Source organism: Notoacmeibacter marinus (genome assembly GCF_002238045.1).
GTDB classification, from domain to species: domain Bacteria; phylum Pseudomonadota; class Alphaproteobacteria; order Rhizobiales; family Rhizobiaceae; genus Notoacmeibacter; species Notoacmeibacter marinus.
Window position 1 is genome coordinate 152,123 of sequence record NZ_NBYO01000002.1, and the last position, 21,025, is coordinate 173,147.

The following is a 21,025-nucleotide window of genomic DNA, read 5'->3' on the forward strand; positions in this document are numbered from 1 at the left end:
TCGCTCTGGCAGGAATGGCGGCGGATCGTCACCCCTCGAACGACCCGCCGGCGGATGCCAGCGCCTCCGGCGTATCGATATCGGTCACCGCGGCCCGGCCGATCTCGACCAGAACGGTCGGCGCGCCGCTGGCTTCGATCAGATGACGCGCGCCGGTATCCCCGGTCAGGTGAGCGGCTTCGCTGACGATTCCGGGCGGCAGGATGACCGGGTTGCCGGCCTGTCCATCGCTGCTGCCGCGAACCACCGCCCGGCCGCCATGCTTCTGGAACTCCCCGATCATCCGGTCGATGTGATCGGCGGTCACGTGCGGCATGTCGCCAAGAAGGACGAGCGCGCCCTGCCCTTCGGCGATGGCTTCGAGCCCCTGGCGCAGCGATCCCGCCATCCCGTCGGAGAAATCGGCGTTGTGCACCCGCCTTACCGGCAGATCGTCCACCGCCTCGCCGATCCGATCCGCTTCATGGCCGGTCACGAGGACGGCTTCGGTTGCCGTGCTGCCCAACGCCTCGCGCGCGACCCGATGAACGGCCGCCTCGCCATCGAACACGGCCAGAAGCTTGTTGTGCTGACCCATCCGCCGCGAGGCGCCGGCCGCCAGAATCACCGCTGCGACCGGCACGGGCGCGGGGTTGGCGTCACGCGGCCGGGGGCGCGTTTCGATTTCCTGCAGCAGTCCGCCGACGCCCATGGCTGCGATGGCGGCGGACGATGGCGGTTCGCCCGCCAGAACCCGCTCCAGAACCCAGTCGAAACCGTTCTCCTTGGGGCTTCTGGCGCAGCCCGGCGCACCGATCACCGGCTTGTCGCCGAGATGGCCGAGAACGAGCAGATTGCCGGGATCGACCGGCATGCCAACCCGCTCGATCTCGCCTCCAGCGCGGGCAATGGCCGCCGGGATCACATCGTCGAAATCGCAAACGGCGCTGGCGCCGAACACGATCAGGAGATCGTGGTCGCCAGCCATGCGACGCAGGGCCGCCACCAGCGCCTCCTCATCGTGCGGGACGCGCATTTCCCGCGCGATATGGCTGCCCGCCCGCGCAAGACGCGCCGCCGTCACGGCAGCCGTCTTGGTCAGCACCTTCTGGGCCGTGCCGGTGACCATGGTCTGGACGAGGCCGACCCGTTTCGGCTGAAACGGCGTCAGCCGGATCGCTGGAGCCGCGCCGGCGAGCGCTGCGACGCCGCGCTCGACGGTCTCTTCGGACACGAAAAACGGAATGATCTTGACCGTTGCGAGCATCTGTCCGGCGCGCACCATCGCACCGTCGGGCAGTGTGGCGATCGTCAGGGCGGGATCGATGGCGTTGAGCGCGTCGATCGTCGCGGCATCGATGGAAACGAGGCCGGGCCGTTCGGCATGCAGATTGACACGGCCCGTCACCGCTTCACCGGCCGAAATGTCGGGCGCGACAAGCGGAAAAGCCAGGCGGCGCGCCGCGTCGTCTTCCGAAAGATCGCCCCGATCAGGATAGGCGACGATGATCTCCGACACACCCTCCTGCGCCAGACGCGCCAGAGCCGCCCCATCGAGCACCGTGCCCTTGGAAATGCGCTCGCCCCCGCTCTGGATGGAGTGAGCGAGCGTGGCGCCTTCCGCCTGCGCGATCGGTACCGGGCCGAACTGCATCAGCGTGCGCTCTCGGAACCGCGCCTTCGGAAGGCGGCGATCATCTGCGCCAGAATGGCAACCGCGATCTCGGCCGGATTGGCGGCGCCGATGTCCAGCCCGATGGGCGCATCGATCCGCCCAATCGCCGCATCGTCGAAGCCGGCCTCGGTCAGCCGTTCGACGCGACGGCCATGGGTTTTGCGGCTGCCGAGCGCGCCGATATAGAAACAGTCCGCCTGAAGCGCCGCGATCAGGGCCGGATCGTCGATCTTCGGATCGTGGGTGATGGCCGCGAGCGCGGTGTAGGCGTCCAGCGGGTCGTCGGCCAACACATCCTGCGGCCATTCGGCGTGAAGAGTGACATCCGGAAACCGGTCCGGTGTGGCGAAGGCGCCGCGCGGATCGATGATCTCGAGCTCGTAACCGGCGGCCCGCGCCATCGGTGCCAGCGCCTGGGTGATGTGAACCGCCCCGATCACGACGAAACGCACCGGCGGCACATAGGCGTTGAGGAAAAGCGTTTCGCCGTCGATCTCCACGGACGACGCCTTGCCCGTGCGCAACGCCTTGCCCGCAGCCTGGCCCAGCGCATCACCCGGTATCTCGCCCTCGAGCAGCAATTGCTGGACGCCATGGCGCTCGGTCGCCACGGTGACGGCGCCGCGGCGGCTCGCGCGCGCTTCGTTCAGACCATGAAGAAGGGTTCGGTCCATCGCGATCAGCCGAACGGTTCGACGAGAACGCGAATGCGGCCCCCGCAGCTGAGACCGACCCGCCAGGCCGTCTCATCGGCGACGCCGAACTCCAGCACCTTCGGCTCGGCGGTCTCGATCACCTCGATGGCTTCGGCGACGACCGCCCCTTCCACGCAACCGCCAGAGACCGAGCCTTCGAAATCGCCGTCTTCGCTGATCGCAAGGTGGCTGCCGGCGGGGCGCGGCGCCGAGCCCCACGTTTCGATGACGGTCGCCAGCGCGACCTTCCTGCCGCCGGCGAGCCAGTCCTCGGCGGCCGTCAGCGGATCATGCGAGCGGGCGCTGCTGTCGTGAACCATCTTTCGTCTCCTGACCGACAAAGGAATAGCGATGGGGCGTGACCGGCTGGGCGTCCACGATCCACGATTTCGGATCGGCATCGCCCGGCCTGATGGTCCCCGAGAGAGCCGCGCACAGGCCCGCCAGGCTCTCCATATTATGCACCGGGCGGAACTCGTCGACAAAGGGCAGCATGGCCCGGACACCCGCCGCCCTCGCTTCGAACCCGTCGAAACGCAGCAGCGGGTTGAGCCAGATCAGCCGTTTGCAGCTTTTCTGCAGACGCTCCATCTCCTGCGCCAGCTGGGCAGTGCCTTCACGCTCCAGCCCATCGGTGATGAGCAGCACGATGGCGCCCTGCCCCAGAACGCGGCGGGACCAGTCGCGATTGAAATTGTGCAGCGTCTCACCGATCCGGGTTCCCCCCGACCAGTCCTGAACGCTCGACGCCACATCGGCCAGCGCCTCATCGGGGTCCTTGTGGCGAAGCTGCCGGCTGAGATTGGTCAGCCGCGTGCCGAAGACGAAGGAATGCACCTTTCGCCGATGGCCGAGCGCGTGAAGGAAATGCAGCACCACGCGGCTGTACTGGCTCATCGATCCGGAAATGTCGCACAGCGCCACCAAGGGCGGATGAATGCGCCTGCGCTTCTTGTAGCGCGGCAGGATGATGTCGCCGCCGCTGCGCATGGCGCTGCGCAGCGTGGCGCGCCCATCGAAGCGGCGCCCGCGCATGTCCGGGCGGAACCGGCGGGTCGGGACCTCGTCCATCGAAAGATGCAGATCGGCGATCAGCCTGCGGGTTTCGGCCAGTTCGGCAACTGACATCTGCGCGAAGTCCTTCTGGCGCAGGATCTCATTGCCCGAGACGGTGTGGCGCGCATCCACCTCGATCTCCGGCTTCTCCCGGATCGGCTGGGCATGATGGTGCTGTTCGAAAAGAGCGTCGTTGACCCGCTGTTCGGCCGCTTTCGGCTTCTGGCGTTCGCGCTCCTTTTCCATCGTCGGCGAGAACATGGCGATCATCTTTTCCATCAGTTCGCGCGAGCGCCAGTACAGCCGGAACGCTTCGTCGAAGGTCGCGCGGTCCTCGCGCCGCTTCACGAAGACCGAATGGAGCGTCCAGTAGAAATCCTCGCGGCTGCCGATCCCCGCGGCCATGACGGCCTCGATCGCGGTCACGACCGTCGACGGCCCGACCTTCATGCCGGCCTTGCGCAGGGTCCGTCCGAAATGAACGATGTTGTCGGCCAGCCGGCTCTTGTCCGGACTGCCGGCCAGAGCGCGGTCGATCGAGGGACCGAACGAGGCCATGCCGTGCTCGGCATTATCGTCAGCCTTGGCCGGGCTGACGTCGATCAGCCCCGCCGCATCGCCGAAACCCGCCGATTTGCCGGACGCGCTCATGGCGCTATTCGGCCGCCGCGAGATCGCGCTTGACGTCGGTCAGGATCTCCGCGGCCGCGCCGTCCGAAAGGCGCTGGATGTCGTCCTGATATTTCAGCAGCACACCGAGCGTATCGGAGACCGTTTCCGGATCGATCGCCATCTTGTCCAGTTCGATCAGGGCAGTTGCCCAATCGATCGTCTCGGCGACGCCAGGCACCTTGAACAGATCCATTTTGCGAAGGCGCTGGACGAAAGCCACCACCTCGGCCGAGAGCTGCTCGGACGCCTGGGGCACCCGCCGGGCTACGATCTCCAGTTCGCGTTCGGCGCTCGGATAATCGACCCAGTGATAGAGGCAGCGACGCTTCAGCGCGTCGTGAATCTCCCGCGTCCGGTTGGTGGTGATGATGACAAGCGGCGGCTCCGCTGCCTTGATCGTTCCGAGCTCCGGCACGGTGACCTGAAAATCGGAGAGGATTTCCAGCAGAAACGCCTCGAAGGCTTCATCGGTCCGGTCGAGCTCGTCGATCAGAAAGACGGGCGCGCCGCCCTCATGCGGCTCGAGCGCCTCCAGCACCGGGCGTCGGATCAGATAACGCTCGGAAAACACATTGTCTTCGAGTTGGTCGCCGGCCGCCGTGCCGCTCGCTTCGGCCGCCCGGATGGCGATCATCTGCGCGGCGTGGTTCCATTCATACACCGCCGATGCGATGTCGAGCCCTTCATAGCATTGCAGCCGGATCAGTCTGCGCCCGAGCCCTTTGGAAAGCACCTTGGCGATTTCCGTCTTGCCGACACCCGCCTCGCCCTCCAGGAAAAGCGGGCGCCCCATCTTCATGGAGAGATAGAGGACGGTCGCCAGCGCGCGGTCGGCCACGTAGTCCTGCCCCGACAGCAGATCCAGCGTCGCATCGATGGAGTGTGGCAGTTCGCTCATGCGCTCTCTCTCCCGGGCGTGGCCATGCTCAGCTTCTCCGCCGGTGCGAGCTGGCGATAATTACGATCGTAATAGATCAGAGGAGCAAGGCTAGGGCCGATTGCCAGGGCTGTCACTCTGCCAAAAAGTACCCGGTGGGTTGCATGATCGTGCGTGTGCTCGATTTCGCAATCGAGAACCGAGGCCGCATTGGCCAGCACTGGCGCGCCGCTTGCGAGCACGGTCCATTCGGCCCGCGCGAACCGGTCGTCCTGCGATTCGCGGGTAAAGCCGGCAAAGGCGTCAGCCAGTTCCACCCCGCCGTCGGACAGCGTGTTGAGCGCGAAATTGCCGTTTTTTACAAAGGCCTCGTTGGCGGGATTGTGGCGATTGAGGCAGACGAGGACGGTTGGCGGATCGTCGGAAACCGAACAGCCGGCGATGATCGTCACTCCGCGCCGGCCCGCTTCGCCATCCGTGGTCACGATATGGACGGCTCCGGCGAAGCGCGCCATGGCATCGCGGTAGGACTTCGGATCGACATCGCGGCTTACGAACAATTGGCACCTTTTCCTGCACAATGGAGGCGGCCGCCTGCGCCGCCAGCCCGTTTCGAAACTGCACCGGCATATAGGTGGAGGCCGGGAACACGCAATGGCGTCACGGTTCGTCCTTGTCTGGCGACGCCTGGAATGCGAACACGTTTCTCCAACCGAAAGCGCGGCCATCCGCGCCCGTTCGGAACAGGAGAGGACGTATGAATATCGGGCCCCGCAACACCATCGCCGACGTCTCCGACATTCGCGTCGGTCACGCCACCGACGATGCGGCGAAGAGCGGCGCAACCGTGATCTGGCCTGTCCGCCCTGCAACTGCCGCCGTTCATGTCATGGGCGGCGCGCCGGGCACGCGGGAAACCGATCTTCTGGCGCCGGAAAACACCGTCGAACGTATTCACGCTTTGGTGCTGTCCGGTGGTTCGGCCTTTGGACTTGCCGCCGCCGATGGCGTGATGGCCGCTCTTGCGGAGGCCGGTGAAGGATTTCCGGTCGGTCCGCACCACATCCCCATCGTTCCGGCGGCGATCCTCTTCGATCTCATGGCGGGCGGCGATGGCATCCTCCCGGACTATGCGAGCCTTGGCCGCCACGCTCTGCAGAACGCCGCGACCGATATCGCGCTCGGCTCGGTCGGCGCGGGAACCGGCGCGATGACGGCGACCGTGCGCGGCGGGGTCGGCTCGGCATCCAGCGTTCTTGATGGAATCGGCACCGTTGGCGCACTGGTCGCCGTCAACGCACTCGGCAATCCGCTGGTCGGCTCCAGCCGGCACTTCTGGGCCGCGCCCTTCGAGCAACGAGGCGAACTTGGCTATCTCGGATGGCCCGCTTTAATGCCGGAAGACGCCACGACAGTGCGGCTGAAACATCGCCCGGTTCCACCGAACGCCAACACCACGATTGGCGTTATCGCGACCGACGCGCCGCTCACCAAGGCGCAATGCAAACGCTTAGCCATCGCCGCCCATGACGGTTTCGCTCGCGCCGTCTGGCCCGCCCACCTGCCGATGGATGGCGATCTCGTCTTCGCGCTTTCGACTGCCGAACCGGGCGCAGTGCCGGTCGGTATCGAAACGATGATCGATCTGTGCGCCGCCGCCACGGCGACCATGGCCCGCGCCATCGCCCGTGGCGTTTACGAGGCCAGGCCGTTGCCCGGCGACCCCAAACCCGCCTGGCGCAATCTTTAGGACGCCCCTGCCGTGCGGATCTAACCTTTGACGGCGCCCGGTTCCCTGCCGGCGAAGCGTGACGAAACGCCCACTCCTTTCTTGTCCGCTTCCGCGCCCTCTGCTAGGCGGGCGGCACATTCATCTGCCGTTCCGAAAGGCCCCTCAATGACCGACCGTTCGCTCGTCATCGCACCCTCCATCCTGTCCGCCGATTTTTCGCGGATCGGCGAAGAGGTGCAGGATGTCGTGGACGCCGGCGCGGACTGGGTGCATCTGGATGTGATGGACGGCCATTTCGTGCCGAACATCACCTTCGGCCCGCCTGTGGTGAAGGCGCTGCGCCGCTGGACGGACGCCACATTCGATTGCCACCTGATGATCGCGCCCGCCGATCCGTACCTCGCCGCTTTCGCTGATGCTGGCTGCGACATCATCACCGTCCACGCCGAAGCCGGACCGCATCTGCATCGCTCGCTGCAGACCATTCGCGGCCTTGGCAAGAAAGCCGGCGTCTCGCTCAATCCCGGCACGCCGGAAAACGTTATTGAATACTGCCTCGATCTGATCGATCTGGTGCTCGTCATGAGTGTCAATCCCGGCTTCGGCGGCCAGAAATTCATCGAAAGCCAGGTCGAGAAGGTGCGCCGTATCAAGGCGATGATCGGCGACCGGCCCATCGACATCGAAGTCGATGGAGGCGTCTCGCCAGACACCGTGGGCGCTCTTGCCAAGGCTGGCGCGAATGCTTTCGTAGCCGGTTCCGCGGTCTTCAAGGGCGATGGCAAGCAGGCCTACGCCGCCAACATCTCGGCAATCCGCGATGCGGCGCGTGTCGCAACGCTTGCATGAGAAAGGGGCGCGCCCCGATCAAACGCCTTTTGCCAATTCTGGTTGTCTGGCCGCTCGTCTGCGCGGCTAGTTCCACCCTGACGGTCCTGCTACGGAATTTCGAAACGCTATCCACAGCCTCGGATCTCATCGTCCTGCATGCGCTGGGCGGGTTGGCCGCTGCTCTGGCCTGGTTCGTGCTGGATCGATTCTGGATCGCAAGGCGCAAGCGCCTTGCGCTTCGCTTCGTTCTATCTTTCATCCTTCTGTTCGGGCTGACCGTCGGCGCGACCGCCGGTCTCTTCGCCCTCCACTTCTGGATATATTTCAGCCAATGGCACGAGCCCCTGTCCAGCCGGATCGGCCTCTATCAGGCTGTTTTCACGTCAGCATCGGCCATCTATCAATATGCGGTTCTCGGCTCCCGCCATCTGATCGCTCTGGCCTTTCCAGCGGCCGCACTCGCCGCGCTATTTGCGGCTCGCCATCCGCGCATTGAAGCCGCAGACCGGATACGGTAACGACCCCTCAACCACTTCAACCCGCCAGTTCCAAAAAAGGTTTGTCCGATGATCCCGCGCTATTCGCGACCCGACATGGTTGCCATCTGGTCCCAGGAAACGAAGTTCCGCATCTGGTTCGAGATCGAGGCCCATGCCTGCGACGCGCTGGCGGAACTCGGTGTCATCCCGAAAAAGGCTGCGCGGACGATCTGGGAAAAGGGCGGAGCGGCAACGTTCGATGTCGAGCGGATCGACGAGATCGAGCGCGAAACCAAGCACGACGTCATTGCCTTCCTCACCCATCTGGCCGAATTCGTTGGTGACGATTCCCGCTTCGTCCACCAGGGCATGACGTCGTCCGACGTGCTCGACACCTGCTTCAACGTCCAGCTCGTCCGCGCCACCGATCTGTTGCTGGCGGATATGGATGCGCTGCTCGCCGCGCTGAAGAAACGGGCCTTCGAGCATAAGGATACAATCACCATCGGCCGGTCGCATGGCATCCATGCCGAACCCACCACTTTTGGCGTCAAGCTTGCCCAGGCCTATGCCGAGTTCGACCGCTGCCGCGCCCGCCTCGTCAATGCGCGCGAAGAGGTTGCCACCGTCGCCATTTCCGGCGCCGTCGGCACCTTCGCCAATATCGATCCGAAGGTCGAAGAGCATGTGGCCGAGAAAATGGGGCTGAAGCCGGAACCGGTTTCGACGCAGGTCATTCCGCGCGACCGGCACGCCATGTATTTCGCCACGCTCGGCGTGGTGGCCTCCTCCATCGAGCGATTGGCGACTGAGATCCGCCATCTCCAGCGCACCGAGGTTCTGGAAGCCGAAGAGTTCTTTTCCAAGGGCCAGAAGGGCTCGTCCGCCATGCCCCACAAGCGCAACCCGGTTCTGACGGAAAACCTGACCGGTCTTGCCCGCATGGTCCGCGCCTATGCGATGCCAGCCATGGAAAACGTGGCGCTCTGGCACGAACGGGACATTTCCCATTCCTCCGTGGAGCGGATGATCGGACCCGACGCGACCGTGACCCTGGATTTCGCGCTGGTCCGCCTGACCAATGTGGTCGAAAATCTCGTCGTCTATCCGGAGCGGATGGAGGGCAACATGAACCGGCTCGGCGGCCTGGTGCACAGCCAGCGCATTCTGCTGGCGCTGACGCAGGCGGGCGTGTCGCGCGAGGACGCCTACCGTCTCGTCCAGCGCAACGCCATGAAGGTCTGGGACAGCTATCAGCAGTCCGGCGCGGCGAGCGTCGATTTCCTCGATTCGCTGCTGGCGGACAAGGAAGTCAGCCAGCATCTGTCCGAAGAGGCCATCCGCTCGCGCTTCGACCTCGGCTATCACACCAAACACGCCGACACGATCTTCAAGCGGGTGTTCGGCGAGAGCTAGAGCCCGACGGTCTCCTGAATTTAGACAATGATGCGGCTTCTCGGCACGATAGCGCTTTTTCTGTTTCTGACGGCGATCACCCAGATCGGCGGCATCATACTGCTGATGTCTTTGCTCTTGAGACGTTGGTTTGGCGCTTTGGCCATGGTGGCCAGCTTCCCGGTACTTTATCTGATTGGGACATTCTTCCTGGTTCCCCCGCTTGCCTCGGCTATCAGCGGACGAGTTCCTCTGCCGTGTTCCGGCCCTGCCTCCCTTCAGAGCGCCAGTCCACTCTACTGCTTGTTGAACAGAAACTATGTGACCCCAAGACTTTTCGATCTCGCGCAAGCCCTTTCCCGCAGCACGGAAGACGCATTTCCGGGTACGGTAACCAGAACACTGGACGGCAATTTCCCATTCTTTGACGGTTTTCCGCTGCTCCCGCATCTGTCGCATGACGATGGCAGGAAACTCGATCTCGCGTTTCATTATGAGGGCGGAGGGTTGCGTTCGCCGATTGGCTATTTCGCCTTCCAGAAACCTCTTCCCGGCGACCCTCAAATCTGTCCCGACCAGCCCATTCTCTCGCTTCGTTGGGATTTGGACTGGCTCCAGCCGGTCTTCCCAAAGCTTCCTATCGACATTGAGCGGCAGCGCATGGTCATCGATTGGCTCACGAATGAGGGAAAACAGTACGGGCTTGAGAAGGTGTTTATCGAACCTCATCTTACCGCGAGGCTGAATGTGTCTGATCCGACAATTCGATTTCAAGGCTGCCGTGCAGCAAGACATGACGACCATTTACACATCCAGCTTGCCGACTGAGCAGTTCTCGTCGCGAACCGGCTCAACCCGGTCGGCCGAAGAGCAATCGCAGCCGTCGGCCGGTTCGCTTGCCGAAGACGTTGATCGAAAGACCGGTGAAGATCAGCACGATGCCGACGATCGAAAGCGGGTCGAGCTCTTCTCCGAATGCGATGGCGGCGCCGGAAAGGCCGAAGACCGGGATCAGCAACGCAAACGGCGTGACCTTGGCGGCCGAATGGGATCGCAGCAGGAAGACCCATGCCGTGAAAGCATAGACCGTCGTCGGCCAGGCAAGAAAAACGATGGACCCGATGACCGGCAGGCTCGGCATCTGGTCGGGCAGGCCGAAGCGCGTGCCCTCCAGCGCCATGGAGGCCAGGAACAATGGCAGCGGCGCGGCCAGCGACGACCACGCCACGAAGGGTAGCGGCTCGGTCGGCGGCATGATCTTGGCGATCATATTGGCGATGCCCCACGCGGCAGCGGCGGCGATGCACAGGACAAACGGCAGGATGGGCGCGATGTTGGCCCGCCCGACGCCGATGGCGACGATCCCGACCAGCGCCGTTATTGCGCCGAGCGCCTGCATCGGGCGCACGCTCTCTTTCATGAAAATGGCAGCGAAAACGATGGTGAAGAAGACCTGCATCTGCACCACGACCGAGGCCAGGCCCGGCGGCAGGCCGAACGCGATCGACATGAAGAGGAGCCCGAACATCACGGCGCCCTGCATCACCCCGAAGGCAATCGGCCAGCGCCACGCGATCTTCGGCACGGGCACGAAGAAGACCAGCGGCAGCGCCGCGAAGAAATAGCGGTAGCCCGTCAGCAACAGCGGCGGTATCTCGTCGACACCGATGCGGATGGCTACGAATGCAAGACCGTAGATGGCCGCGACGCTGACCGCCAGCAGGATATGGCCGATTGGCATGGAAATATCGTCCCATTTGGCGCGGCGGCAGCCGCATTTTCTCTTGGCCCGTTCACGACAGCCGGGCAAGTCTTCCGAACGTCATGGTGACGCAAAATGGCGACGCTACGCTCGCCCTATGCAGTTGCGCCAACGGATCCGGAAGCCTATCTGGCCCGGATGAAAGCAAAGAGCGCAACCATTCTTTTTCTGCCCGACGAAGGCCGCACCGGCGACGGTCACTGGCTCAAACGCTGGCAGGCAAAACTATCGACAGGCAAAATCGTACCCGTCGATACGTCCGATCCGTCTGCGGATAGCTGGTTGTCGATGCTGAGCAGCACCGTCGAGGAAACTGACGGGCCGCTCGTTCTGGTCGGACACGGACTAGGAGCGGGAGCCGCCGCCTTGGCGGCGCCGAACTTACCGGATCACGTCAGAGGGGCTTTTCTGGTTGCGCCGCCAGCCCTTGCGGAGGACGCGGGCGAAGACCCCACGCTGTTCGGACCGTATCGGCGCGACCCCTTTCCCTTTCCGTCCATCGTGGTGGCCAGCCGCAACGACCCGCTCTGTCCCTATGAAACGATCGAGGATCTGGCTGGCGCATGGGGGTCTCTGCTGATCGACGGCGGCGAGATCGGCCGGATCGACGAGGAGAGTGGTCACGGCCCCTGGCCGGAAGGCTCGCTCACCTTCGCGCGCTTTATTGCGCGTCTGCCAGACTAACCGACACCGGCCATGAAAAAGGCCGAGGCGAATGGCCCCGGCCTGTCGGTTATCGACGCGCCGCGAAGTCGCTTTGCGCAATGGCGGTTCTGCCAGCCTCAGCTCTTTTCGACGTCCATCACGGCCTGGGCCAGCAATTCCTGCATTTTCGCACGGATGTCGGTGTCGGACACCTCGCCCGGCAGGTCGCCGCGCAGCTTGCGGAACACATCCTCGTCGCCAGCCTCTTCGAAATCGGCCGCGATCACTTCCTTGGCGTAAGCCTCCCGTTCGTCGCCTTCCTTGCCGGTTTGGTCCGCCACCCAATAGCCGAGCAGCCTGTTGCGACGGACGGTGGCCTTGAACCGCAATTCCTCGTCGTGAGCGAACTTGGCCTCGTAACCCTTCTCGCGATCGTTCATGCTGACCATCGGCGCATCCTCTATGTTTCGGCGACCGGCGATGCCGGCCTTCATCCCGTGTAGATAGCCGCACCGCACAGCGCAGAAAAGGTTTGGACGGGCAAAAGATGACGCTCTTTCCCCAGGCGAAGCGGCAGCCCACCGCCTGACACAGATTGAGCCGCCCTCAAGATTGCGCTACAGGAAGCGCGAAACCACCCGCAAAGTGCGTATGCCGCACCCGAACCATAGCGGGTCACATTGTAAAGGCCAGATTTCATGAACCGTCGCCGGCGTATCTACGAGGGCAAGGCCAAGATTCTCTATGAAGGCCCCGAGCCGGGCACACTCGTCCAGTTTTTCAAGGACGACGCCACGGCCTTCAATGCGAAAAAGCATGAGGTGATCGACGGCAAGGGCGTGCTCAACAATCGCATCAGCGAGTACATCTTCACCCATCTCAACCGCATCGGCGTGCCCACACACTTCATCAAACGGCTCAACATGCGCGAACAGCTGATCCGCGAGGTCGAAATCGTGCCGCTGGAAGTGGTGGTGCGCAATGTTGCCGCCGGCTCGCTTGCCAAGCGGCTCGGCATTGACGAGGGCACGATGCTGCCGCGCTCGATCATCGAGTTCTACTACAAAAGCGATCCGCTGGACGATCCACTCGTGTCAGAAGAGCATATCACCGCATTCGGCTGGGCAAGCCCTCAGGAACTCGATGACATCATGGCGCTTGCCATTCGTATCAACGATTTTCTTTCCGGCATGTTTCTGGGCGTCGGCATCCAGCTGGTCGACTTCAAGATCGAGATGGGCCGCCTTTGGGAAAACGACATGATGCGGATTATCCTGGCCGACGAAATCTCGCCCGATAGCTGCCGGCTGTGGGATATTGCGACGCAGGAGAAAATGGACAAGGACCGCTTCCGCCGCGATATGGGCGGCCTCTTGGAAGCCTATCGCGAAGTCGCCAAGCGACTCGGAATCCTGACCGAGGAAAACGGCAATCGTGGCAAGGGTCCGGTTCTGGTGTCGTCCAATGACGGCAATCCCGACGGATCGCTGCACTGACCGGTCCGACGGATACCGCAATCCGTGCCTCAATATCGATGGAGACCATGAGAGAATGAAGGCCCGCATCACCGTCACCCTCAAGAAGGGGGTTCTGGACCCACAGGGCAAGGCCATTGAAGGCGCGCTCGGAACGCTCGGTTTCGAGGGCGTCGGCGGCGTCCGGCAGGGCAAGGTGTTCGATGTCGAACTGGCCCATGACGACAAGGAAAAAGCCGAGACGGATCTGACGGCCATGTGTGAACAGTTGCTGGCCAACACCGTCATCGAGAATTACGCGATCGAGATTCTTTGAAAGCCATGAAAGCCGCTGTCATTCTTCTTCCCGGCCTGAACCGGGACCGCGACATGATCGCGGCGTTGACAAAAATATCCGGCCGGGCGCCGACGACCATCTGGCAGACCGAAACGTCGATACCGTCCGATATCGACCTGATCGTCATTCCCGGTGGATTCTCCTATGGCGATTATCTGCGATGCGGTGCCATCGCCGCGCGAATGCCCGTTATGCGCGCTGTGGCCGAACGCGCGAAAGCCGGTACCCGCATCATGGGTGTCTGCAACGGTTTCCAGATCCTGCTGGAAATGGGGCTCCTGCCCGGCGCGTTGATGCGCAACGCCAATCTCAATTTCGTCTGCAAGGAAGTGGAACTGGAAGTGGCCAACGCGCAAACGGCCTTTTCCAACCGCTACGAGCAAGGCCAGATCATTCGGTGCCCCGTCGCCCATCATGATGGTAATTACTGCGCCGACGATGAAACGCTGGCGCGGCTGAAAGGCGAGCATCGGGTGGTGTTCCGCTACGCCAACGGCACTAATCCCAACGGATCCGTGAACGACATCGCCGGCATCCTCAACGCCTCGGGCAATATTCTCGGCATGATGCCGCACCCGGAAAACCTGATCGAGCCCGCTCATGGCGGCGACCATGGCCGCGGCATTTTCGAAAGCGCCCTTGATCTGGCACTCGCTTGATCGATCGGTGGACGGTAAGGTCGCGTTGATGAACCGGTCCGCTCTCTGTTTTACGACAATTCTGGCGCTTGCCGGCGGTTGCTCGACAACCGACACGCCGCCGACGTCAGATTCTTCTGTTCCGATTCTTCAGCGCATCAATGATACGGCGCAGCGTTGCTGGATGAAGAGCGGCGACCCGGCTTTCCGAGCGTACCGGGTCGTGCCGGAACTCGATACGCGGACCGGAAAACCACGCATTTTACTGTTGCGCCTGGGCCAGACCGCCGGCTTGCCGGAACTGGTCATCGAAGCCAGCTCGCGCCAGATCGACGCCTATGGTCCGGTGCAGAACACGCCACTGGCTGGCAGGATCAATCGAGACATTGTGCGCTGGGGCAGCGGCGACATCGACTGCTAAGGGTCGGTCGATGCCTCCAAGGCTATGGACGGGCACTATGACGCCCGTCCGCTCCATCACGTGTACCAGTCGCCGCGCCATAGAACTCGCTCTGCCTCGCGCAGCGCCTGATCCCGTGTGACGCCGATATCCGTCAATTCATCGTCGCCAAGCCGAGCCAGCGCAATGCGGCTGCGGCGTTTGGCTAGAAATGTAAGAACGGTGGCAACAACCGCGTAGGGGCTGAGCCAGCGCAGGTCGAAGCCGTTTCCGCGAACGCTGACCTGCGGCAGGCACCGATCAGCACAATTCCTCGTCATTGTATCTATTGCCATCGTTCAATTCCTTCAAGCCTCACATTTCTTGGTAGCGAATACGACAATACGTGGATTGACTTGGGTGACAATATTTGAAATTGTCCCTGGAACACGATAATTGTACTATACGAAAGTGGAATTGTATCGATGACTGATTGGGTTCCGAAGCTTCATGAAAGCCGTCAACCGATCTATCTGCGCCTGGCTGATGCCATCGAAGAGGCGATCATCTCGGAGGAGTTGCCACCGGGATCGAAACTGCCGCCGCAACGCAATCTCGCCTTCGATCTCGGGGTCACACTCGGTACGGTGACACGAGCCTATCAGACAGCGCGCGAACGCGGTCTTCTAACAGGTGAGGTCGGACGCGGCACATTCGTGCGGAACGGCGAATTTCAGGATAGTGCCCATCTCAAGGCGAGTAGCGAACCGATCTTCGCGATGCTTGGCAGGGAACGACCGGACACCCCGCAGACCAGGCCGATGATTCTTTCCTCCACATCTGCACCGAGCGTCGGGCAGACCGAGCTTTTGACGCCCATCATGGAGCGCATTCTTGCCAAGGACGAGCATCGCGCCATCGATTATGTCCGCCGGCTCCCACGCTCATGGTCGGACGCCGGCGCGCAATGGATGACGACCGGCGGCTGGACACCGAACCCGTCATCGACCTTCGCAACGCAGGGCGCCGATCCGGCGATCCTTGCGGCCATGGCGACGGTTGCCGCGCCCGGCGAGCGAATCGTGATGGAAACCCCCACCTATAAATGTGCGGCACAGGCTATCGGGCTGATCGGCCGGATTCCCATCGCCAGTCAGAGCGACGGCGAAGGTCTACGCCCGGATGATTTCGAACGCCTTTGCGCCCGGCAGCATCCTCGAGCCGTCTTTTTGATGCCGGCGGCACATAACCCGACACATGTAAGAATGACGGAAGCGCGACGGCACGAAATCGTCGACATCGCCCGCCGGCACAATGTTTGGATCATTGAAGACAATGTCTACGGATCGCTGCTGACCGACAATCTGCCCCCGCTTGCTGCCTTGGCTCCGGAGCGGACGTTCCATTTGTCGAGCTTGTCGAAAGCGGTCGCCGCCGGTCTTCGCGTCGGCTGGATGAGTTGTCCGCCCGGCCAGGCGCCTCGAGCCGCTTCAGCCCATAAATTGTTGGCCGGACCGAAGCCCTTTCTTCTGGCTCAGCTCGGTGCCGAACTGGTTCTCAGCGGCATTGCCAACGATATCCGTGACCGTGTTCGCGCCGAGCTGGCTGCAAGGCATGAACTTGTTGGCCGCCATCTCAACGGGTTTGAGTTCGCGTCGAACCCGCACCTGCCATTTATCTGGCTGAAGATGCCGGAACAGTGGAGTTCTGCTAGCTTCGTCAAAGCGGCGGAAGCCCATGGCATCCGCATCGACGGAGAGGATGAGTACAAACCTGTCCGCTCCGAAACGCAGTTGCATCGGGTCAGGATCGGCATCTCGGCCATCACGGAACGAGAAACGCTGGAACAAGGTCTGTCGTTGCTTGCCGGACTGCTTCAGCATGGCGCGGCTGCCTACGAAACCTTTGCATAAGGCAGCTGCGCCGACTTTTCTCAGCGCCCTTCCGCCTTGTTCCAGGCGGTCGCACGCTGTAGCAGAGGACACGCTTCTGACCGGCTGGAGAATCTGTTGATGAACGCTTCGAAGGAAACGCCCGTGACACCGGAGCTGGTGGCTTCGCACGGGCTGAAACCTGACGAATATGAACGCATTCTCGATCTGATCGGCCGCGAACCGACGCTGACGGAGCTCGGCATTTTTTCGGCTATGTGGAACGAGCACTGTTCCTACAAATCATCGAAGAAATGGCTGCGGACATTGCCGACCACCGGTCCGCGCGTTCTTCAGGGGCCGGGCGAAAACGCGGGCGTGGTCGATATTGGAGACGGCGATGTCGTGGTCTTCAAGATGGAGAGCCACAACCATCCCTCCTATATCGAGCCCTATCAGGGCGCGGCGACCGGCGTCGGCGGCATTCTGCGAGACGTCTTCACGATGGGCGCGCGGCCTATCGCGGCCATGAACGCACTGCGCTTCGGCGCACCCGACAATCCAAAGACGCGCCATCTGGTGGCAGGCGTCGTCGCCGGCGTCGGCGGCTACGGCAATTCCTTCGGTGTGCCGACCGTCGGCGGCGAAGTGGAATTCGACTCCCGCTACAATGGCAACATTCTGGTCAACGCTTTCGCGGCGGGCCTCGCCAAAGCCGATGCGATCTTTCTTTCCGAAGCCAAGGGCGTTGGCCTACCGGTCGTCTATCTCGGCGCGAAAACGGGTCGCGATGGCGTTGGCGGTGCGACCATGGCTTCCGCGGAGTTCGATGAATCCATCGAGGAGAAGCGCCCGACCGTTCAGGTCGGCGACCCCTTCACCGAAAAATGCCTGCTGGAAGCCTGCCTAGAACTGATGCAGACCGGCGCAGTCATCGCTATTCAGGACATGGGCGCGGCGGGCCTCACCTGCTCGGCGGTGGAGATGGGCGCCAAGGGCAATCTCGGCATCGAACTCAATCTCGACGACGTACCGGTGCGCGAAGACGCGATGACCGCCTATGAGATGATGCTGTCGGAAAGCCAGGAGCGCATGCTCATGGTGCTGCGTCCGGAGAAGGAAGAAGAAGCCGCCGCCATTTTCCGCAAATGGGGCCTGGATTTCGCCATTGTCGGCAAGACCACCGACGATTTGCGGTTCCGCGTCCTCATAGGCGGCGCGGAGGTCGCCAATCTGCCCATCAAGGAACTGGGCGACGAGGCGCCGGAATACGATCGGTCGCACGTCAGGACGCCAGCGATCCCACCGCTCGAGGTCGAGCACATCGCGCCGCCGCAGGATTACGGCGAGGCGTTGATGACGCTTCTCGGCAGCGCCAATGGCTCCTCGCGCCGCTGGGTGTGGGAGCAGTACGACACCATGATTCAGGGCAACACGCTGGTGCGCCCCGGCGGCGATGCCGGCGTCGTCCGCGTAGAGGGTCACGAGACAAAGGCGCTTGCCTTCTCATCCGACGTCACCCCCCGCTATGTCGAAGCCAACCCCTATGAAGGCGGCAAGCAGGCCGTCGCCGAATGCTGGCGCAACATCAACGCCACGGGCGCCGAGCCTCTCGCCGCGACTGACAACCTCAATTTCGGCAATCCGGAAAAGCCGCAGATCATGGGACAACTTGTCGGTGCGATCGAAGGTATCGGCGAAGCCTGCGAGGCGCTCGCCTTTCCCATCGTTTCCGGCAATGTCAGTCTCTATAATGAGACCAATGGCGTGGCGATCCTGCCGACGCCGACCATCGCCGGGGTCGGCCTCCTGGACGACTGGAACATCATGGCGCGCATCGACATGATGAAGGATGGCGATGTTCTGTTTCTCGTCGGCGATGATGGGTATCATCTTGGCCAATCGGCCTTTCTGCGCGATGTCGCCCTGAAGATTGACGGCCCGCCGCCGCCGGTCGATCTGGAAAAAGAAAAGAAACACGGACTTTTCGTGCGCAGCGCAATCCGTTCCGGCCAGCTGTCCGCCTGCCACGACATCTCTTCCGGGGGCCTCGCCGTGACCCTCGCGGAGATGGCGATGGGCGCTTCATTGGGCGTCGTCATCGACAATCTGGGGGAAGACCCGGTCCGCGCACGGCTGTTCGGCGAGGATCAGGCGCGCTACGTCGTTGCGGCGCCCGCCGATGGCGCAGATGAATTTGAAAGTAATGCTGCCGGTGCGGATGTACCGGTGCGGCGGCTTGGCAGAGCCGGCGGAAGTGCGTTCATGGTGACGGACATCATCGAACTCGATGTCGCTAGCATGAAAGCGGCGCACGAAAGCTGGTTCCCGGACTATATGGCTGGCCATGAAGCGGTCGACCGCCCGGCTGCCGCGGAGTGAAACGGAACCAGATTGCAAACGATCCGCCGGCATGGTCTGCTTGGCGAACGATGAGAGGAGCGTGGCGCCGATGCCGATGAACGCTGGTGATATTCAACGCCTGATCGAGGAAGCGCTGCCGGATGCGGAGGTCACGATTCGCGATCTGGCGGGCGATGGCGATCACTACGCGGCGGAGGTCGTCTCGGAGGCCTTTCGCGGCAAGAGCCGCGTGGCGCAGCACCAGATGGTCTATCAGGCGCTGAAAGGCAAAATGGGCGGCGAGTTGCATGCCCTTGCCCTGCAGACAAGTGTTCCGGAAGCCAAGGGCTGAGCGTTCACGGTAGACGCGGCGACTTGAGTCCCGTGCGCCGAAGGACTATTTCAGCAACACGATGTTCAAGCGGCAGGGCCGCTCAGATGAGGAGCCGATGATGGCCGAGACCAACGACTGGATCGAGAACGAAGTCAAGAACAACGACGTTGTACTGTTCATGAAGGGGACGCCGGGCTTTCCGCAGTGTGGATTTTCGGGCCAGGTCGTTCAGATTCTCGATTATCTCGGCGTGGAATATAAGGGCATCAACGTCCTGTCTTCGGACGAACTTCGTCAAGGGATCAAGGAATTCTCATCCTGGCCCACTATCCCTCAGCTTTACGTGAAGGGTGAGTTCGTCGGCGGTTGCGACATTATCCGAGACATGTTCCAGGCCGGCGAACTGCAAAGCCATTTCGCCGAAAACAATATCGCGGTGAAAGGCGCCGCGTAAAAGCCTCCAGCAATATCAGCCAGAATGTGCAGACAGGCGTCGGATCTCCGGCGCCTGTGGCTTTTTTTGGAGTGAGTGGAACTTATGCCGCATCGCGGCCAGGGCGTTCTCATGGACCAGACGACCGGCAATTATAACAACCAGACGGCTGAATTGCCGGACGCATCGCCCAATGCTGGAATGTCCGCGCTTCCAAACGGCATTGGTCGAGCGGAGTTCGTGTCCATTCTGGCGCTGCTGATGGCGCTCAATGCCCTGGCCATCGATATCATTCTGCCAGCCTTCCGCCCGATCGCCGACAGCTTTCAGCTTCAGGACGCCACCGACACCCAGTTCACGATCTTGGCCTATCTGATCGGCTTCGGCGCGGCGCAACCGATTTTCGGGCCGATATCGGACCGGTTCGGCCGTAAAATGCCGATCGTTTTCGGTATCTCTGCCTATATTCTCTGCGCTGCGGCGGGCGCCCTCGCCCCGACCTATGAATGGCTACTCGTCGCCCGGGTCGTTCAGGGTATCGGCGCAGCATCCACGCGGATCATCGCGCTATCGATTATACGTGACACCCATTCGGGCCGCGCCATGGCATCCACGATGAGCCTGGTCCTGATGGTTTTCATGATCGTGCCGGTGGTCGCCCCGATGGCCGGCGAAATTATCGTGATTTTCGCCGATTGGGAGTGGATCTTCGCCGCGATGGCGCTCATCGCGCTCATTTCGGGTTTCTGGACCTGGTTCCGGATGCCGGAGACGCTTCCGATGGAGAAGCGCCGCCCCCTGACGGCAAGAGGCGTGCTGGAAGCCTTCCGTATAGTGGTTACGACCCATTCCACCTTCTGGTACGCGTTCGCTGCCGCCGGCGCGTTCTCCGTTCTGTTCGCTTATATCAATATCGCCCAGCCGATTTTGGATGGATATTACGGTCTCGGCAGTTGGTTTCCGATCGCTTTCGCCATCATCGCGAGCTTCATGGCTGCCACGGCTTACGCCAATTCGCGGCTCGTCCGACAGCTCGGCCAGAAGGTGATTTCGCATACGGCCCTTTGCGTCCAGATCGCGACGACGCTCTGCTTCGTCGTACTGGCGGCCACCATCGACGTTCCGCTTTGGCTTTTCATGGTTCTATCCACCCTCATCATGGTGAGCTTCGGACTGATGGGGGCGAACTTCAATTCGCTGGCTATGGAAGAGGTCGGCGAAGTCGCAGGGTCCGCATCATCGATTCTGGGCTTCAGCCAGACGGTGATCGGCGGCATTGTCGGCACGATCGTCGGCCAGCTCTGGAATGGCGACCTGGTGCCGGTCGCGATCGGCTTCGCCGTTGTCTCAATCTCTACGCTGGCAATCATCCTGATCGGCGAACGAGGCCACCTCTTCGGCAGTGGCGAGCGCTAAG

Annotated in this window: 24 protein-coding genes; 15 read left to right on the plus strand and 9 right to left on the minus strand. The window is 62.4% G+C overall.

The features are described 5' to 3' along the window. Positions 1-28 precede the first annotated feature (28 nt). The 6 genes from B7H23_RS08870 to B7H23_RS08895 form a co-directional block, all read right to left on the minus strand. Positions 29-1,633: an NTP transferase domain-containing protein gene (locus tag B7H23_RS08870; protein WP_094077089.1), complete on the minus strand. Its 1,605-nt coding sequence runs from the start codon at positions 1,631-1,633 to the stop codon at positions 29-31. Next, positions 1,633-2,328 (minus strand): XdhC family protein, encoded by a 696-nt coding sequence (locus tag B7H23_RS08875; RefSeq protein WP_094077090.1) that lies wholly within the window; start codon positions 2,326-2,328, stop codon positions 1,633-1,635. Before B7H23_RS08875 ends, B7H23_RS08870 begins: the two co-directional genes overlap by 1 nt. A 5-nt stretch (positions 2,329-2,333) precedes the next feature. Then, positions 2,334-2,669, minus strand: a complete 336-nt coding sequence (locus B7H23_RS08880) for an XdhC family protein (RefSeq protein ID WP_094077091.1) — start codon at positions 2,667-2,669, stop codon at positions 2,334-2,336. Beyond that, the gene (locus tag B7H23_RS08885; protein ID WP_094077682.1) at positions 2,638-3,963 is read right to left on the minus strand and encodes a vWA domain-containing protein; all 1,326 of its coding nucleotides are present in this window, start codon (positions 3,961-3,963) and stop codon (positions 2,638-2,640) included. The genes B7H23_RS08880 and B7H23_RS08885 overlap by 32 nt, the downstream gene beginning before the upstream one ends. A 97-nt stretch (positions 3,964-4,060) precedes the next feature. Further along, a complete protein-coding gene (locus B7H23_RS08890) occupies positions 4,061-4,975 on the minus strand; it encodes an AAA family ATPase (protein ID WP_094077092.1) in 915 nt (304 codons plus the stop codon). Beyond that, on the minus strand, positions 4,972-5,514 hold the full coding sequence (locus tag B7H23_RS08895; RefSeq protein WP_420814474.1) for a flavin reductase: 543 nt from the start codon (positions 5,512-5,514) through the stop codon (positions 4,972-4,974). Before B7H23_RS08895 ends, B7H23_RS08890 begins: the two co-directional genes overlap by 4 nt. A 197-nt stretch (positions 5,515-5,711) precedes the next feature. On the opposite strand from B7H23_RS08895, the gene B7H23_RS08900 reads away from it, so the two are divergent. The 5 genes from B7H23_RS08900 to B7H23_RS08920 all read left to right on the plus strand — a co-directional run bounded on the left by B7H23_RS08900 (position 5,712) and on the right by B7H23_RS08920 (position 10,219). Beyond that, positions 5,712-6,704, plus strand: a complete 993-nt coding sequence (locus B7H23_RS08900) for a P1 family peptidase (protein WP_094077093.1) — start codon at positions 5,712-5,714, stop codon at positions 6,702-6,704. Positions 6,705-6,851: 147 nt separating this feature from the next. Next, positions 6,852-7,535 carry a ribulose-phosphate 3-epimerase gene (gene rpe / locus B7H23_RS08905; protein WP_094077094.1) on the plus strand — a complete coding sequence of 228 codons (684 nt, stop codon included), beginning with the start codon at positions 6,852-6,854 and terminating at the stop codon, positions 7,533-7,535. Next, positions 7,532-8,035 carry a hypothetical protein gene (locus B7H23_RS08910; RefSeq protein WP_094077095.1) on the plus strand — a complete coding sequence of 168 codons (504 nt, stop codon included), beginning with the start codon at positions 7,532-7,534 and terminating at the stop codon, positions 8,033-8,035. Before rpe ends, B7H23_RS08910 begins: the two co-directional genes overlap by 4 nt. Positions 8,036-8,083: 48 nt before the next feature. Continuing rightward, complete coding sequence (purB, locus tag B7H23_RS08915) at positions 8,084-9,412, plus strand: adenylosuccinate lyase (RefSeq protein ID WP_094077096.1); 1,329 nt, start codon at positions 8,084-8,086, stop codon at positions 9,410-9,412. 27 nt (positions 9,413-9,439) lie between these two features. Next, positions 9,440-10,219 (plus strand): hypothetical protein, encoded by a 780-nt coding sequence (locus tag B7H23_RS08920; RefSeq protein WP_094077097.1) that lies wholly within the window; start codon positions 9,440-9,442, stop codon positions 10,217-10,219. Between the two features lie 22 nt (positions 10,220-10,241). Here the strand turns inward: B7H23_RS08920 and B7H23_RS08925 are convergent, their stop codons facing one another. Continuing rightward, the gene (locus tag B7H23_RS08925) at positions 10,242-11,132 is read right to left on the minus strand and encodes an EamA family transporter (protein WP_094077098.1); all 891 of its coding nucleotides are present in this window, start codon (positions 11,130-11,132) and stop codon (positions 10,242-10,244) included. Positions 11,133-11,228: 96 nt separating this feature from the next. On the opposite strand from B7H23_RS08925, the gene B7H23_RS08930 reads away from it, so the two are divergent. Continuing rightward, on the plus strand, positions 11,229-11,837 hold the full coding sequence (locus tag B7H23_RS08930) for an alpha/beta hydrolase (protein WP_240535038.1): 609 nt from the start codon (positions 11,229-11,231) through the stop codon (positions 11,835-11,837). A gap of 98 nt (positions 11,838-11,935) precedes the next feature. On the opposite strand, the gene B7H23_RS08935 is transcribed toward B7H23_RS08930, so the two are convergent. Beyond that, entirely contained in the window at positions 11,936-12,247 is a 312-nt protein-coding gene (locus tag B7H23_RS08935) for a DUF1476 domain-containing protein (RefSeq protein WP_094077685.1), read from the minus strand. 249 nt (positions 12,248-12,496) lie between these two features. On the opposite strand from B7H23_RS08935, the gene purC reads away from it, so the two are divergent. From purC to B7H23_RS08955, 4 genes are read left to right on the plus strand one after another with little or no spacing between them, the layout of a single operon-like run. Then, the gene (purC, locus tag B7H23_RS08940) at positions 12,497-13,294 is read left to right on the plus strand and encodes a phosphoribosylaminoimidazolesuccinocarboxamide synthase (protein ID WP_094077099.1); all 798 of its coding nucleotides are present in this window, start codon (positions 12,497-12,499) and stop codon (positions 13,292-13,294) included. A 55-nt stretch (positions 13,295-13,349) separates the two neighbouring features. Beyond that, entirely contained in the window at positions 13,350-13,589 is a 240-nt protein-coding gene (gene purS, locus B7H23_RS08945; RefSeq protein ID WP_094077100.1) for a phosphoribosylformylglycinamidine synthase subunit PurS, read from the plus strand. A 5-nt stretch (positions 13,590-13,594) separates the two neighbouring features. Continuing rightward, on the plus strand, positions 13,595-14,269 hold the full coding sequence (purQ, locus tag B7H23_RS08950; RefSeq protein WP_094077101.1) for a phosphoribosylformylglycinamidine synthase subunit PurQ: 675 nt from the start codon (positions 13,595-13,597) through the stop codon (positions 14,267-14,269). A 28-nt stretch (positions 14,270-14,297) separates the two neighbouring features. Beyond that, positions 14,298-14,669, plus strand: a complete 372-nt coding sequence (locus B7H23_RS08955) for a hypothetical protein (RefSeq protein ID WP_143534746.1) — start codon at positions 14,298-14,300, stop codon at positions 14,667-14,669. 56 nt (positions 14,670-14,725) lie between these two features. Here the strand turns inward: B7H23_RS08955 and B7H23_RS08960 are convergent, their stop codons facing one another. Further along, positions 14,726-14,983, minus strand: coding sequence for a DUF1127 domain-containing protein (locus B7H23_RS08960; protein WP_094077103.1), 258 nt, complete (start codon positions 14,981-14,983; stop codon positions 14,726-14,728). A gap of 129 nt (positions 14,984-15,112) precedes the next feature. Here B7H23_RS08960 and B7H23_RS08965 point away from each other — a divergent pair, with 129 nt between their 5' ends. The 5 genes from B7H23_RS08965 (at position 15,113) to B7H23_RS08985 (ending at position 21,024) form a co-directional block, all read left to right on the plus strand. Next, positions 15,113-16,540 (plus strand): aminotransferase-like domain-containing protein, encoded by a 1,428-nt coding sequence (locus tag B7H23_RS08965; RefSeq protein ID WP_094077104.1) that lies wholly within the window; start codon positions 15,113-15,115, stop codon positions 16,538-16,540. Between the two features lie 99 nt (positions 16,541-16,639). Beyond that, positions 16,640-18,880 (plus strand): phosphoribosylformylglycinamidine synthase subunit PurL, encoded by a 2,241-nt coding sequence (gene purL, locus B7H23_RS08970; protein WP_094077105.1) that lies wholly within the window; start codon positions 16,640-16,642, stop codon positions 18,878-18,880. 70 nt (positions 18,881-18,950) lie between these two features. Then, a complete protein-coding gene (locus B7H23_RS08975) occupies positions 18,951-19,193 on the plus strand; it encodes a BolA family protein (RefSeq protein ID WP_094077686.1) in 243 nt (80 codons plus the stop codon). Between the two features lie 100 nt (positions 19,194-19,293). Then, positions 19,294-19,629, plus strand: coding sequence for a Grx4 family monothiol glutaredoxin (gene grxD / locus B7H23_RS08980; RefSeq protein WP_094077687.1), 336 nt, complete (start codon positions 19,294-19,296; stop codon positions 19,627-19,629). An 84-nt stretch (positions 19,630-19,713) separates the two neighbouring features. Further along, positions 19,714-21,024, plus strand: a complete 1,311-nt coding sequence (locus B7H23_RS08985; RefSeq protein WP_240535039.1) for a multidrug effflux MFS transporter — start codon at positions 19,714-19,716, stop codon at positions 21,022-21,024. The last annotated feature ends 1 nt before the right edge of the window (position 21,025 follow it).